Here is a 13,256-nt window from a genome sequence, read left to right as displayed (position 1 = left end):
TATTAATCCTCTCGTTTCCATCGTTTTTTCATATTTTCCCACCTCTGCCCAATACCTTGCTTCCCACGTAATAAAACGAGGAACTGATCAGGTTGATCTGACATGACCATTTGTTTTAATTGATTTAATTCATCTTCTACATTCTGTTCAAAAATGAATGTTTTCTCTTTTCGATTAGCACCTTCTGGGAAGGTCATCGGTTGACCGATATGAATATACCACTCTGGAAGTTGATGATGAAATAAGCCATGGTAAAAAACAATAGGGATGACAGGTGTAGAAGGAACTTTTTCCTGAAGGTATGCGGCACCAGAGAAAAATGTAAACGGACGCTTTTCAAGGTGAGATTCTTCGCCTTGAGGGAACAAAAACAGATGTTTGTCATGTTGTAATTGGTCTGAAGCATAGTTTAATGACTCGAGAAGTGATCTTCTCGATGTTGGATCAACAGAAAAAGCTCCGATTTTTCGAAAAAAGGGAAATCTTTGTAACCCTTCCTCTGCCATCATTGCTATTCCATCTAGTTTTAGCTTTTCTTGGTTTAAATAGAATAAAATGAGGGAGTCCCACCATGAACTATGATTCATCAAATAAATTCCATGATTAGTAGTAGGAACCCATGAATTTTTGGAAATGGAAATGTGATGAAAAGATCTGCTTATTAAAAAACGATTGTAAAAGTGAAATAATTTTTGAAACGCTTTTTTTTTATCTGCTTTAATCATTTGCAATCATCCTTCTAAGCTTGAAGTAAATAAGATAGATAATGCAAAGTGTCGATAATGAGACGATAGATGCAAGCCATAATTTGTTCACGAGGGCAATGATGATGAACATACCTGCCATCATTACGTATAATTTCACCATGTTGTTACGCCAAAATACAGATCTTATATTTATCCATTGATTTGAGCGGAAAAATAATCCGTAAATAACAATGTGAAGGACAAAAGATAAGATAAACCATCCATAAAAGTTAGAAAATGGGATGTTATAATATAAACCAGGTTCATTCCAGACCCAATATTGTTTTGCATCATAAGCTACAGGATCTATAATTAGATCTAATGATGTGGCAATAAATGCACCATAACTTGCATAAATCAATGCTTTGAAGCGAGAAACGACGTTAATAATAGGTGCAGCAAGGACATGTGAGGTTCCCATAACCATCAGCCAAGCAAATCCAATCGTGATAGGGACTCCAATTACTTTTGGACCAAAATCTGTTTTATATGTATAATCACCGAAAAATAGTCCTGTATGAACTCCAAAACTTTCGATAGCCATAGAAAGAAAGAAAATGACAATGATAGCAATGATGCTATTGACTTTGGAACCGCTTCTGTAAAAATATACGACCGCTAAAAGACCAGAAGTAATTAAAAAGACGACATTGGCCCATTCAAGCCATGGAGGCACCAAATCAAACGATAGAAGGAAAACACCAATTGTGTACCAAATCACAAAAAATCGAAACAAGTAAACGTCAAATTTTGCTGGCATGTTTAATACTCCTTTAAAAAGTGTGTTTAAATGAAAAAAGCTGATCGGATCCTCCGGTGAAGTCTAAAGCTTGATAAACAGATAGACTAGTGCATTCATCATTCTATTAAGGATGGATATCAGCTTTATTTAAACAAACTTTAAATATAGTTACTATGTTAAATTATATATGACGGTGGAAAAATTGTACAACAACATGCAATTTTATGAAAACAGAAGGGGATATAATGATGAAACATAACATGGAGAAACAAGTTATTGTAACTGGAGCAGCAAGAGGAATTGGAAAAGCAATAGCAGAACAATTTGCCGTAAAGGGATTTCACGTTTGGCTCATTGATATTCTCGAAAAAGAAGGACTTCATTTAGAGAAAGACCTAAAAACTAGAGGGTTAAGCTGCACGCATGTGACGATAGATGTTTCTAAACTTGAAGATATTCAATCATTGTTTCATAAAATAGAGTTAGAAAATATTACATTAGATGTGATTATTAATAATGCTGGAGTATCATCCTTCCATCCATTAGACGAGATTACTATAGAAGATTGGGATATGATTATGAATACAAATGTCCGTAGTGCATTTCTTTTTTCAAAACTTGGAGCAAGATTTTTGAAAAAAGGAAGTTCGATTATAAATATTGCTTCCACAAGGGCAAATATGTCCGAACCTGGCAGCGAAGCTTATGCTGCTTCCAAAGGAGCAATCGTTTCCCTGACTCATGCTTTGGCAGCTAGTTTATCTGATATGGAGATAAGGGTGAATGCGATCAGTCCAGGTTGGATTCAAAACGATAAATATCAACAACTAAGAACGATTGACCATGAACAACATTGGTCGAAACGGGTGGGAAAACCAGAAGACATTGCTCGTGCATGTTTCTTTTTATCGTCACCTGACAATGATTTTATTACCGGGGAGAACCTTGTGATTGATGGTGGGATGACGCGTAAAATGATTTATAATCATTGATCTTTATTCAAAAGTGGCGTACTATCGACGATATATTGATTTTCGAGGAGACTGAAAAATGACAAACATACAATTGATTGCAACGGATATGGATGGAACTTTATTAAATGATGGTCGATCGGTTTCTAAAGAGAATATTCTCGCAATTAAAGAGGCACAAAAAGCAGGGATCCATGTTGTTGTTGCGACAGGAAGAGATTATACCGAAGCTGCTTATCCTTTGAAAGAGGCGGGCTTAAGGTTACCGCTTATTTGTGTAAATGGAGCGGATTTACGAAAAGAAGATGGAGAAATTATCCACCAACAAACATTATCAATGGAACAGTTTAACATCATGGATCGAATCCTTAAGGAAGAAAGCATTTATTTTGAAATTTATACGTCAAAAGGTGCCTATACAAATGATGATAAACAAGGGTTGGACTTAGTTATTGATTTATTGTTAACAACAGGTGAATTTAATTCTTATGACGAAGCAATGCAATTAGCTGAAAAAAGATTTCAAGAAGGTTCCGTGAATCGAACGAATGATTACAAAAGATTGTTGGAATACCCGCAATATGATTTATTTAAATTGTTAGCTTTTTCAAAAGATGAAACAAGAAGAGAGCGAGCAAAAAAGCGAATAGAAAATGAGCTTGACGTAAGTATTAGTGCTTCAGCAAAAGACAACTTGGAAATCACTCACAACTTAGCTACAAAAGGGAAAGGAATAGAAATAATAGCAAAGGAATATGGAACAGTATTAGCGCAAACGATGGCTATTGGAGACAATTACAATGATGTATCGATGATGAAAAAAGCAGGTTTGTCAGTAGCTATGGGAAACGCAGAAACAGAAATCAAAAATATGTGTGATATTATTACTAAACCAAATAGTGAAGATGGTGTTGCCGATGCTATACGCTCGGTCATTTCTAAAGTTCATAGGTCTGTATAACAGACGTAAAAAAAGCATCGACCAAAATTAGGTCGATGCTTTTTCGTTATGCAGCTTTAGCGTCAGCCTTCTCTTTTGATTGAGCTTTAACTCGAATATCTTTTAAGTAATAAGCGCCAAAGAAAATGCCGATAAACGCATATCCGATTGCAAAATCCATGGCTGCTGCAAACTCTAAGCTAGGGGCATGCATGAGACCGATAAAGCTCAGAAATGCACCTGCAAACGAAAAAATTGCTGCGCGGTGAAATTGATGATCAATAATAAATACAGTAATAGCTCCGAGAATAATTGCTGTAAACATGGCCCCTTGTCCTAATGGAACAATACCAGCAGATAAATCAGCAATAGCTTCGGGAGATGGGTTATTAAATCTCGTCATTAAATAGTTTGCAAAATAAGGTAGCATGGCTATCGCCACAGCTGGATAATATTTTTCTTTATTATTACTAAAAGCTGATGAAACCATGGAAATACCAACGAACACTAATATAGGTGCAACGACAGCAACAGGAATGATTGCACTAAGGGCAGCAATGATTCCAAATGAGGCAGCAATTGTGAAAACGCCAGCATTTAACAAGCTATAGCCACGACCAGCGCCCATCTTTTTAGATCCGACAGTGGCAATGTAAACAGTAGTTGGGAACATGCCTCCGAATATAGCACCAATCATCGTTCCTATACCATCAACAGCTTGACACTCTCTTACATCATAATCATCGCCTTCTGCTTTCATCGCTTCTACGTTATTCATCGTTTCTACAGCATTATAAATAGTGATCGGAAGAATAACAGCAAGAAGAGCAATCATTGCACCAAATAAGTATTGGAATCCCTGAAATACATCAATGGATGGGAGAATAGGATAAAATCCTAAATGAGACATTCCTTCATTTATTGCACTAATATCAGCATAACCAAGACCAAAAGCCAATCCGGTTCCAATGATCATTGCAAAAAGGGAAGCTGGAATTCGAAAAGGCAAAGCAACTTTTCCAACAATTCCAATAAGAATCACCGCTAAAACAAACAAACCGACAACAGGCATTTCAAAAGAAGTAAACAGCATTTCACCTGCAATAAAGGTTAGTGCAACACCAGCTAAGGCTCCAAGCATCGCTGCTCTCGGTATGTTTCTTTGTAACCATTTACCAGTAAAACTAGCTAATACTTCAATCAACCCACTGATAAAAGCTGCAGCTAAAGCAATTCTCCAAGCTAATTCTGGATCACCAGTAAAGGCGTTAGCAGGAACGAGAACCCCGAACAAAAAGATGAACATAACAGGAGTACTAATTCCATATGAAAGGGCGGTTACATCGGTTCTCTGTTCCTTATTAGCTAACCGGTTAGCCATATACGCATAATAAATATTTCCGAATATAACAGCAACAGCTGCACCAGGAATGACTTTGCCAAAAACAAGAGAAGCTGGAAAACCTAATCCGAGCATCGTTACTGCGATAATAACAAAATTGGCCAAATTATTTTGAAACAATGTAAAAAAAGCATCAATATCTTCTTTTATAAACCACGGATAATTTACTTTGTTAACTGACATAATCTTCACTCCTAATTAGCTGATGTAATAGATTCTAGAAAAGTTGCTTTCCCCTCTGATAAATGAGCAATTCGCGCTAATGACTCCACTCTATATCCTTTTTTCTCTAATATTTCTCTTCCAGGTTGAAACGATTTTTCAATAACAATACCGAGTCCAATTACGTTAGCTTGAGCTTGATTGACAAGATCAATTAAGCCTAGTGCTGCTTGACCGTTTGCCAAAAAGTCATCAATAATAAGAATTCTTTCTCCTTTTTCAAGAAGGTTTTTACTGACAGAGATATCGTTCACTTGATTTTTAGTAAAAGAATGAACAGAAGAAGTGTAAAGATGATCAGTCATCGTCATTGATTTTCGTTTTCTGGCAAAAACAAGCTCGCAATTAAGTGCTAATGATGCCATCAATGCCGGGGCAATTCCTGATGACTCTAAAGTTACTATTTTAGTAATACCATCATGCTGAAAACGATGGGAGAATTCCTCGCCAATCTGTTTCATTAGTTGAGGGTGAATGGCATGGTTAAGGAATGAATCAACCTTTAGGACTTGATCATTTATTACCGAGCCTTCTTTTTCTATAAACTGTTTTAAACGTTGCATAAAAATCCTCCTAGATAAAGTATGTATGTACAAAAAACAAAAAACTCGATATTTTATTCACCACTATTGTAAGGAGTGAACAAAATATCGAGCATCAATGAAGGGAAATCAATGAAATAAGCGTACGGAAAAAAAGAAAGGCAGTGCTGCCTATCCGTAAGCTACTCAATTTTTGTCACTCGTAGGCAAACAATTAATGGTTGTTTGGTAGAGACTCGTGAGCCATATTCTCACAGTTATACGAGTAATGTGTTTTTGGTGAAGATGGATTGATTATATCATATGTTTATAGTGAATCAAGTCTTTTTTACGAATGAATATCAATAATAATTAAATATTATTCGTGTTTAAGGGGAGGGACCAAATAGTGAAAATGCTACAATCTGATGACAAATGATGTTAGAGGTTTACATAGGGTTTTTTTTTGTTTAGAATATGCTTTAACGTGGAACGTGTACATACAAGAATACGAACAGGAAAGGTGATAATAATGCTTAAAAAATTATTTGGTTTAGATAAGAAAGAAGCTAAAACAGTTGAAATGCCAGAAGCGGATGGAAAAGATGTATTAGCAAGTCCTGCAACAGGAGAGGTTGTTTCATTGTCTGAAGTTCCTGATCCTACCTTTGCAGAAAAAATGATGGGAGATGGTCTTGCTATTAAACCATCAGAAGGTGTGATTGTGTCTCCAGTCCACGGAGAGATCATGCAATTATTCCCAACCAAACATGCTGTCGGTATTAAAACAGTCAATGGGATTGAAATTCTAATTCACATTGGAATTGAAACTGTTAACATGCAAGGAGAAGGCTTTAAATCTTTTGTGAAAGAAGGAGATAAAGTCGCAAAAGGTGATAAACTGATTGAATTTGATATGGACTTAGTGAATGAGAAAGCAGAGAGTACCATTACACCTGTGATAATTACGAATGGAGATATTGTAAGTAATATTGATAAACAAGAAAATCAACAAGCAACTGCTGGAGAAACAACTATCATGACAATTACAACAAAGTAATGATAATGCAATAATAGTAAAAAAACGCGTCCGATTATCAAAACTGATAGTCGGATGCGTTTTGTTTGATTATAAAAAGGATTTTGTTCTGGCGGTGTTCTTCCTTAAGTTCACCGCCAGAAGTGCGAACCCTATATCATTATAAACCTTGTCTTTGCCTTTCACCGACATTCTGGTGAAAGGCAAACCTTTTGTGTGCATTATTTTAAATCTTTTATCAAATATCTTGGAAACAAGTCGTATAGTCATCTAAGTTGCTGTGAGTTTCTATTAAAAACTTGGATAAACGTAAGGACTATCTGGTTCTTCAATTTCAAAAATTGTTGCGTTTGTAATAACAGGAACGGTTTGACCGTTGTATTCATCTTTTTCAATCGTTCCACTTGCTGAAATCCACGTATCATCATCGTAATTTTCTGCTTCACTTGACTCGATTAACGTTCCATAAACTCCAGCATCAGCTGTACAGCAAGTCATAGAAAAACGAGCAGCAACAATTTGATTGCTATCAAAATCTCGCTCGCGAAAGGTGAAGCCAGCAATTTCAATTTCTTTTCCTATAAATTTATCTAAATAAAGATCAAAGATAGTCATCATATCTAAATAGTTTTTTTCTGTGACAACGATGATATCTTCGTCCATCATTTCTTCTGCTAGTTCAACATAATAGTCATCAAACCATTCTTCATCGTATAAATCTTCGATGACATAGTGATCTTCATCTTGTAGATCGTCAGAGCTTGAGCCTAAACTGTCGATATACCCTTCTGGATCGTCTAAATAATCATCGACACGAGACACTTCTTCTTCACTGTCTGAACTCTCTACTGTTTCTTTTTTATTCGCACTCTTTTTAGAAATTTCCTCATTAATTCCAGAACCAAGTTGCATGCCACGGTTAGCAGCGACAGAACTATCTAGCCCTCGATCAGGAAGAGCAAATCCGAAAATAACAGGAAGAATAAAGATGCTATAAATCATTACCTTTACCCATGGCGGGCCATTAATTTGGTGATCGTGTTCGCAGTTACAAGCTGTATGGTCGTGGTCATGGTCATCTTCTTTTTTTGTGCTGCGAAAAACTTGTACGATACCTAAAAAGAAAAATGTAGTCATGGAAAAGTAGATGAACGGCATCATTGTAGGAGCAATATAATAAACAATATTCCCTGACAAAATCAATCCGAGCATGAGTAAAGCGAATCCAATGAGAATGATGCCTTGAATAAAGGCATGAAAGGAATGATCATATGGTTTCAATGGAAAGCCCTCCTTTAAGAAAAGTATCATAGTATCGTTGTTTTAATCGAAAATTCATTACAATATCCAACCGAATAATAACAAAACAGAAACGAATACAATAAATGTAACAATAATCATAAATGCGATAACAAATCTTGCTTTAAAGAATGCAAATAGCATAAATGTATTTTTTAAATCTAACATAGGTCCATAAACTAAGAAAGCAACCAATGATTGATCTGTAAACTGATTTCCGAATGATGATGCAACAAATGCATCAGCTTCAGAACATAAGGATAGAAGGTATGCAAAAACCATCATTACGACTGTTGACGAATATTCATTTGATCCAATTGTTTCAAGTAAACTTCTGTCGAGAAATGTTTGAAATAATGCCGCGATAAACGCGCCTAAGATCAAATACTTTCCCATCATAAAAAATTCGTCTACAGCATGGTAAAGGGTGTCTCGAACTTGTGTTAAGATGGTTGCTTTTTTTCGCTGAGGTTGAATTCCTTCAACATGAACGTGATGACTAGCTAAGGACATATTAGCCGTTTGCCGAAGTTGATCCGGTTTATTTTTAAATAACTTTAATATGATCGCCCCAATAATAATCGATAATACAAAAGCTAGTCCCATTCTTGAGTAAAGAATGGTGGGATTATTTCGAAAAGCAAAAAAAGTGGATGCAAAAACAACTGGGTTTAAAATCGGTGCCGCTACAAGAAATACGACTCCAACGTGCAGAGGCATGCCTTTCCGTATAAGACGCCTTACGACAGGGACAATGGCACACTCACATAAAGGAATAATCGCACCGAGCATTGCAGCTGGAACCAATGCAGCAACAGCATTTTTAGGTAAAAAGCGTTGAATTGTCTCTTCTGATACATACATTTGTATAAGGGCTGAAATAAATACCCCAAGTAAAATAAATGGAATGGCTTCAATGACGATACTAAGAAAAATGGTATTTACATTGACCATGGCATTTGGAAGAGATTCCATTTGTTCACTTGTACTCACTTGTTCACTAAATAGAAATAGGAGTAGAAATAAAAATAGTAAACCAAGGCCTAATAAGTCCTTGCCAATAAGAGTACCTTTATTATTCTTCATAGATAGACCTCGACTTCTTATTAAAATAGTATTAGCTGTGAATCATTCTAGCAGAGGTTAGCGACGACGTAAATTAGTTTTAAGAAGATGTAACATAGATGAAAGAAAACCCGTAGATTTTTAAACTGCGGGCTTCTAAAATGAACATATGAATAGTAATTTTTACTTTGTTGATTAATAGATTTTCTAGCGAACAATAACTAGCATAAGTTTTAAATGTCGATAATCGTTTCAGGATCTATCATCGTATATACGAGAATGGCAACAATAAAACAATAGATGGCAAAATAGATTAACTTGCTTTGTTTTAAAAATTGGATTAACCAAATGATACCAAGAATAGAAAAGAAAAACGTAACGATAAAGGATACGAATAGATTAAGTGGTCCAATGTAAGCAAGCATTTCTGCTGAGAAATCATCTAGAGCCAAAACGCTGGAACCAAGAATGACAGGGATCGCTAATAAAAAAGAATAGCGTACTGCCGTTTCTCTATTTAATCCTACTAACAATGATATGACAAGAGTGGATCCCGATCTTGATATTCCTGGGATCACAGCTAATGTTTGTCCTAATCCAACGATAATTGCATCAACGACTGTCATGGAAGATTCGTCTTTTTGACCAGTTTTGTGAAATCTCTCAATAAAAATAAGGGCAAAACCAGTGACTGTAAGAGCACCAGCAATCATAGCAGGTGATTTTAAACCGTCTCCTATACTATCAGATAATAGTTTTCCTAAAATACCAGTAATGACTGTTGCAATAAGGATATACACTCCAAAATAAAACTGAACTCGATCTTCATTTGATCGTTTAACAATAAATTTGAAAAATCCTTCAATTACATTCCAAAGGTCTTTCCAAAAATACATGACTACTGCTAGTACAGAGGCAAGATGTAAATAGATTTCAAAAGCCAGTCCAGGAAATGTATATCCAAATACCAACTGCGTTATGACGATATGAGCCGTACTTGATACAGGGAGAAATTCTGTAATCCCTTGAATGATGCCAAAAACAATTGCTTCAAATAATGTCAATGTGATCTTCCTCTCATAAGCTAAATAGGTTGTTCATTATTTTTCATTATAATGATATTAAAAATCGAAAAACTGGATTGATGAGATAAGATAGTATGAATAGGCTAACGAATGCTTTATTGTATGAATGGTGGTATGGTCTTGAATGAAGACATTGCCTAAGCATCTTTTTATTGTGATGGCATGGAAGTTAATCTCATCTAATCTACCATTTGTTATTTTACCAAAGCTTAAGGTAATAAAGTATAGTTATTTTAAAAAAAGCATCATTCTTTAAAAAATGATCGTAAATGCTTATAATTAGAGTGAAAATCTGAAGGATAATATAGCTTGTTTTATTTATATGAATAAATTAATGAGACATGATTAAATAACTACAATGATTAGAATTACAAGCTAATTTGATGGGAAGGAAGATGTGATTATGCAAGCGAAACAATGGTTTAGTATCGCTATTTTCATTGCTGCTATAGGGGTTGGAGCATTTGTTGTTTATGATAATCAACGGGAAGCGAATCACAATCAAGAGCTATTAGATGAGTATTTGAATACTGGTGGTGTTGAGAGGGATCTAGGAAGTGATGAATTTGAAGAGTATGATCCAAAAGATGAAGAAGGAACCACACCTGGAATGATGGCAAAAGATTTTACTTTAGCTAATTTAGAAAGTGAAGATCCAATTACCTTATCTGATTTTCGAGGTAACTATGTTGTTGTAAATATGTGGGCAACATGGTGCCCACCTTGCCGTGACGAAATGCCTGATTTTATTGATTTTTACGAAAAATATGAAGATGAAGGTGTCGAGATGATCGGGGTTAATATGACGACACAAGAACGAAATATGGATGATGTACAGCAATTTGTCGATGATTTTAATATCCCTTTTTATACAGCATTGGATGAAAATGAAATAATTCTTCGAGATTATGAGATACTTGTGATGCCAACAACATATATTATCGATCCAGATGGTCGAGTGGCTGTGCGAAGACAAGGGTTTATCAACTATGAACTATTAGAAAACTATTATCTTGATGTGAAGAGGAGCTATGAAGAGGAGCAAACTTCTTAACAGGAAAATATCAGCTATTAGAGTGAAACAGCAAAGAGCGTTTTGAAAGAATAGGTTTGTTCAACATCACCTAAATATGATACAAGTGGAAAGCCAGATCTCATTTTTGAGATCTGGCTTTTTATGCTTTTAGAAAGTTTAAATTTGTTAAAGGGCTAAAGTATAAAAAACGAAGGCTTTCGCCAAGTTATAGCGATTAGCCAAGTATTTCTTAAGATAGAATAAGGTCTTTTGCTATAAATTTCTCTTTGAATAGCGGGAATAAAAGAGTTAATAGACTTTCTGGATGGAAGAGAATGGGGAAAGGAAGGAAAGGATAGTCATTGTACTCGGAGCGAGAGGATCGCACAAATGAAAGGAAGTAAATGAGGGTTACCCCTTCCTCCCCAAAATAAACAAGGTCTCAAGTTTATACCTTGAGACCTTGTTAAGATTATCGATGATTTTCGTAAGTCGTTTTCTTTACGATCGCTTGTATATTTTCCACGAACTCTTTAGAAAGTGTCGATGCTTCGGCACTTTGAACGTTATCAATGATTTGTGAACGTTTACTCGCACCTGTAATAGCTGTTGAAACAGGAGTTTGGTCTATAATATATCTTAATGCCATTTGTTGCATTGTCATTCCTTTATCTGCAGCTATGTTACTTAGTTCAGGTAATATATTTTCGAGTTCTTGTTTTGTATAATCTAGATAACCTTTGTCACTAATTTTATTTTTGAAATTATTTGTTAAAAGTCCTTTGGCAACTGGCCCACGAGCAATAACAGAAATGTCATGTTTTTCGAATAATGAAAACCATTCTTCAGGTCGTCTATCCAACAGACTATACTGCATCATCACACTTATTATTTGTGATTTTTCGGCAAATTGCTTAATCACGTTTGGACGGATAGAAGAGATGCCATAATAGCGTACCGTACCTTCTTCAACTAGTTCGTCAAACGCTTCAATAACTTCATCGATAGGGTCATCAATTGTTCCCCCGTGTAATTGGTAAAGGTCAAGATAATCCACATCTAACCGCTTTAAAGAATTTTTTAGAGCTTCTTTTATGTAGCTCTTTCTTGGGTTCCATCGCCATCCATCAATTCCACTCCCCCATTCATTTCCACCTTTTGATGCAAGAATGATGTCGTTTCTTTTTCCTTTCAACGCCTTACCAACAGTTTCTTCATTAAACCCAAACTGATATAAATCAGCTGTATCGAAATAATTGATACCTCTATCAATTGCTTCGTCAATGATGCTTTTATTTGTTTTGTGGTCTTCTGATAAGGACATACAGCCTAATCCGATCTCAGATACATATAATTGCGATGTTCCTAATTGATTTTTTTTCATACATACACCTCCATAAGCTATTTACCCTTATTAATCAGTAAATATTCTTCGATCTTATTTACTATGGACTATATAATGCTACATTGTTTATTTTCAACAAAGATACAGGAGACTACATATACCTTTAGACTATAGTCAAATTATACAAGGAAAATCGATGATCGTTAAATAAATGATAAAATCATTGGTCCCTAATCATTTGTTCATAATGAAATATGGAGATTACTTTGATATGCTAAATGGAATAACTGATAACGAATAATGGAGGACATTAAAATGAATGATCATTTAAAAGAAACAACAATTCGAACGAAATCTATTTTTAAAGGGAAGATTATAGATCTTGAAGTTCAAGACGTTCAATTACCAAATGGAGAAGAAAGTAAGCGAGAAATAATACATCATCCAGGGGCGGTTGCTGTTATATCTTTTACAAACGAAGGAAAGTTAATCTTGGTAAAACAGTATCGGAAAGCTTTAGAAAAAGCAATAGCAGAAATACCTGCTGGAAAGTTAGAATCAGGAGAAGATCCTCTTGAGTGTGCGAAAAGAGAATTGGAAGAAGAAACGGGAGTAAAAGCTAAGAATTGGTCTAAATTACACTCTTTTTACACGAGTCCTGGTTTTGCAAATGAAATTGTTTATGTTTATTTGGCTGAAGATTTGCATACTGGAAATGTAAATATGGATGAAGATGAATTTGTGGAAAGAGTCGACGTAACGTTGGAAGAAGCGAATCAAATGATCTTATCTGAGGAAATTCATGATGCAAAAACAATCTATGCGATTCAGTATTGGCAATTAAATCAAAGACAAGGAATGTAG

The 13,256-nt window shown here is 35.3% G+C and carries 13 protein-coding genes and 1 riboswitch; of the genes, 5 read left to right on the top strand and 8 right to left on the bottom strand.

What is annotated here, in order from left to right:
* Positions 1–2 precede the first annotated feature (2 nt).
* Positions 3–725, bottom strand: a complete 723-nt coding sequence (locus tag QDN89_RS01575) for a lysophospholipid acyltransferase family protein (RefSeq protein WP_280768326.1) — start codon at positions 723–725, stop codon at positions 3–5.
* The gene (locus QDN89_RS01570) at positions 718–1,506 is read right to left on the bottom strand and encodes a carotenoid biosynthesis protein (protein WP_280768325.1); all 789 of its coding nucleotides are present in this window, start codon (positions 1,504–1,506) and stop codon (positions 718–720) included. Before QDN89_RS01570 ends, QDN89_RS01575 begins: the two co-directional genes overlap by 8 nt.
* A gap of 230 nt (positions 1,507–1,736) precedes the next feature.
* On the opposite strand from QDN89_RS01570, the gene QDN89_RS01565 reads away from it, so the two are divergent.
* A complete protein-coding gene (locus QDN89_RS01565; protein ID WP_280768324.1) occupies positions 1,737–2,480 on the top strand; it encodes an SDR family oxidoreductase in 744 nt (247 codons plus the stop codon).
* Positions 2,481–2,538: 58 nt separating this feature from the next.
* A complete protein-coding gene (locus QDN89_RS01560; protein ID WP_280768323.1) occupies positions 2,539–3,420 on the top strand; it encodes a Cof-type HAD-IIB family hydrolase in 882 nt (293 codons plus the stop codon).
* 46 nt (positions 3,421–3,466) lie between these two features.
* On the opposite strand, the gene QDN89_RS01555 is transcribed toward QDN89_RS01560, so the two are convergent.
* The gene (locus QDN89_RS01555) at positions 3,467–4,984 is read right to left on the bottom strand and encodes an NCS2 family permease (protein WP_280768322.1); all 1,518 of its coding nucleotides are present in this window, start codon (positions 4,982–4,984) and stop codon (positions 3,467–3,469) included.
* Between the two features lie 11 nt (positions 4,985–4,995).
* Positions 4,996–5,586: a xanthine phosphoribosyltransferase gene (locus QDN89_RS01550; RefSeq protein WP_280768321.1), complete on the bottom strand. Its 591-nt coding sequence runs from the start codon at positions 5,584–5,586 to the stop codon at positions 4,996–4,998.
* 162 nt (positions 5,587–5,748) lie between these two features.
* Positions 5,749–5,850: riboswitch (purine riboswitch) on the bottom strand.
* Between the two features lie 226 nt (positions 5,851–6,076).
* On the opposite strand from QDN89_RS01550, the gene QDN89_RS01545 reads away from it, so the two are divergent.
* Complete coding sequence (locus tag QDN89_RS01545; protein WP_280768320.1) at positions 6,077–6,604, top strand: PTS sugar transporter subunit IIA; 528 nt, start codon at positions 6,077–6,079, stop codon at positions 6,602–6,604.
* A 270-nt stretch (positions 6,605–6,874) separates the two neighbouring features.
* Here QDN89_RS01545 and QDN89_RS01540 read toward each other — a convergent pair whose 3' ends face one another.
* The 3 genes from QDN89_RS01540 to uppP form a co-directional block, all read right to left on the bottom strand.
* Positions 6,875–7,864: a TIGR03943 family putative permease subunit gene (locus QDN89_RS01540; RefSeq protein ID WP_280768319.1), complete on the bottom strand. Its 990-nt coding sequence runs from the start codon at positions 7,862–7,864 to the stop codon at positions 6,875–6,877.
* Positions 7,865–7,921: 57 nt separating this feature from the next.
* The gene (locus QDN89_RS01535) at positions 7,922–8,968 is read right to left on the bottom strand and encodes a permease (protein ID WP_280768318.1); all 1,047 of its coding nucleotides are present in this window, start codon (positions 8,966–8,968) and stop codon (positions 7,922–7,924) included.
* 212 nt (positions 8,969–9,180) lie between these two features.
* Complete coding sequence (uppP, locus tag QDN89_RS01530) at positions 9,181–10,011, bottom strand: undecaprenyl-diphosphatase UppP (RefSeq protein WP_280768317.1); 831 nt, start codon at positions 10,009–10,011, stop codon at positions 9,181–9,183.
* Positions 10,012–10,435: 424 nt separating this feature from the next.
* On the opposite strand from uppP, the gene QDN89_RS01525 reads away from it, so the two are divergent.
* Entirely contained in the window at positions 10,436–11,086 is a 651-nt protein-coding gene (locus tag QDN89_RS01525; protein ID WP_280768316.1) for a TlpA disulfide reductase family protein, read from the top strand.
* Between the two features lie 433 nt (positions 11,087–11,519).
* Here the strand turns inward: QDN89_RS01525 and QDN89_RS01520 are convergent, their stop codons facing one another.
* Complete coding sequence (locus QDN89_RS01520) at positions 11,520–12,431, bottom strand: aldo/keto reductase (protein WP_280768315.1); 912 nt, start codon at positions 12,429–12,431, stop codon at positions 11,520–11,522.
* A 276-nt stretch (positions 12,432–12,707) separates the two neighbouring features.
* Here QDN89_RS01520 and QDN89_RS01515 point away from each other — a divergent pair, with 276 nt between their 5' ends.
* Positions 12,708–13,256: an NUDIX hydrolase gene (locus tag QDN89_RS01515; protein WP_280768314.1), complete on the top strand. Its 549-nt coding sequence runs from the start codon at positions 12,708–12,710 to the stop codon at positions 13,254–13,256.

This window comes from Salipaludibacillus daqingensis, from assembly GCF_029891575.1.
Classification (GTDB): domain Bacteria; phylum Bacillota; class Bacilli; order Bacillales; family Salisediminibacteriaceae; genus Salipaludibacillus; species Salipaludibacillus daqingensis.
Note: the sequence above shows the minus strand (reverse complement) of the source record. Positions and strands in the feature narration are given on the sequence as shown.

What these genes read in the sequence shown, in the direction of transcription:
- QDN89_RS01575 (WP_280768326.1), bottom strand. Translation starts at nt 725, where the DNA reads ATGATTAAAGCAGATAAAAAAAAAGCGTTTCAAAAATTATTTCACTTT.
- QDN89_RS01570 (WP_280768325.1), bottom strand. Translation starts at nt 1,506, where the DNA reads ATGCCAGCAAAATTTGACGTTTACTTGTTTCGATTTTTTGTGATTTGG.
- QDN89_RS01565 (WP_280768324.1), top strand. Translation starts at nt 1,737, where the DNA reads ATGAAACATAACATGGAGAAACAAGTTATTGTAACTGGAGCAGCAAGA.
- QDN89_RS01560 (WP_280768323.1), top strand. Translation starts at nt 2,539, where the DNA reads ATGACAAACATACAATTGATTGCAACGGATATGGATGGAACTTTATTA.
- QDN89_RS01555 (WP_280768322.1), bottom strand. Translation starts at nt 4,984, where the DNA reads ATGTCAGTTAACAAAGTAAATTATCCGTGGTTTATAAAAGAAGATATT.
- QDN89_RS01550 (WP_280768321.1), bottom strand. Translation starts at nt 5,586, where the DNA reads ATGCAACGTTTAAAACAGTTTATAGAAAAAGAAGGCTCGGTAATAAAT.
- QDN89_RS01545 (WP_280768320.1), top strand. Translation starts at nt 6,077, where the DNA reads ATGCTTAAAAAATTATTTGGTTTAGATAAGAAAGAAGCTAAAACAGTT.
- QDN89_RS01535 (WP_280768318.1), bottom strand. Translation starts at nt 8,968, where the DNA reads ATGAAGAATAATAAAGGTACTCTTATTGGCAAGGACTTATTAGGCCTT.
- QDN89_RS01525 (WP_280768316.1), top strand. Translation starts at nt 10,436, where the DNA reads ATGCAAGCGAAACAATGGTTTAGTATCGCTATTTTCATTGCTGCTATA.
- QDN89_RS01520 (WP_280768315.1), bottom strand. Translation starts at nt 12,431, where the DNA reads ATGAAAAAAAATCAATTAGGAACATCGCAATTATATGTATCTGAGATC.
- QDN89_RS01515 (WP_280768314.1), top strand. Translation starts at nt 12,708, where the DNA reads ATGAATGATCATTTAAAAGAAACAACAATTCGAACGAAATCTATTTTT.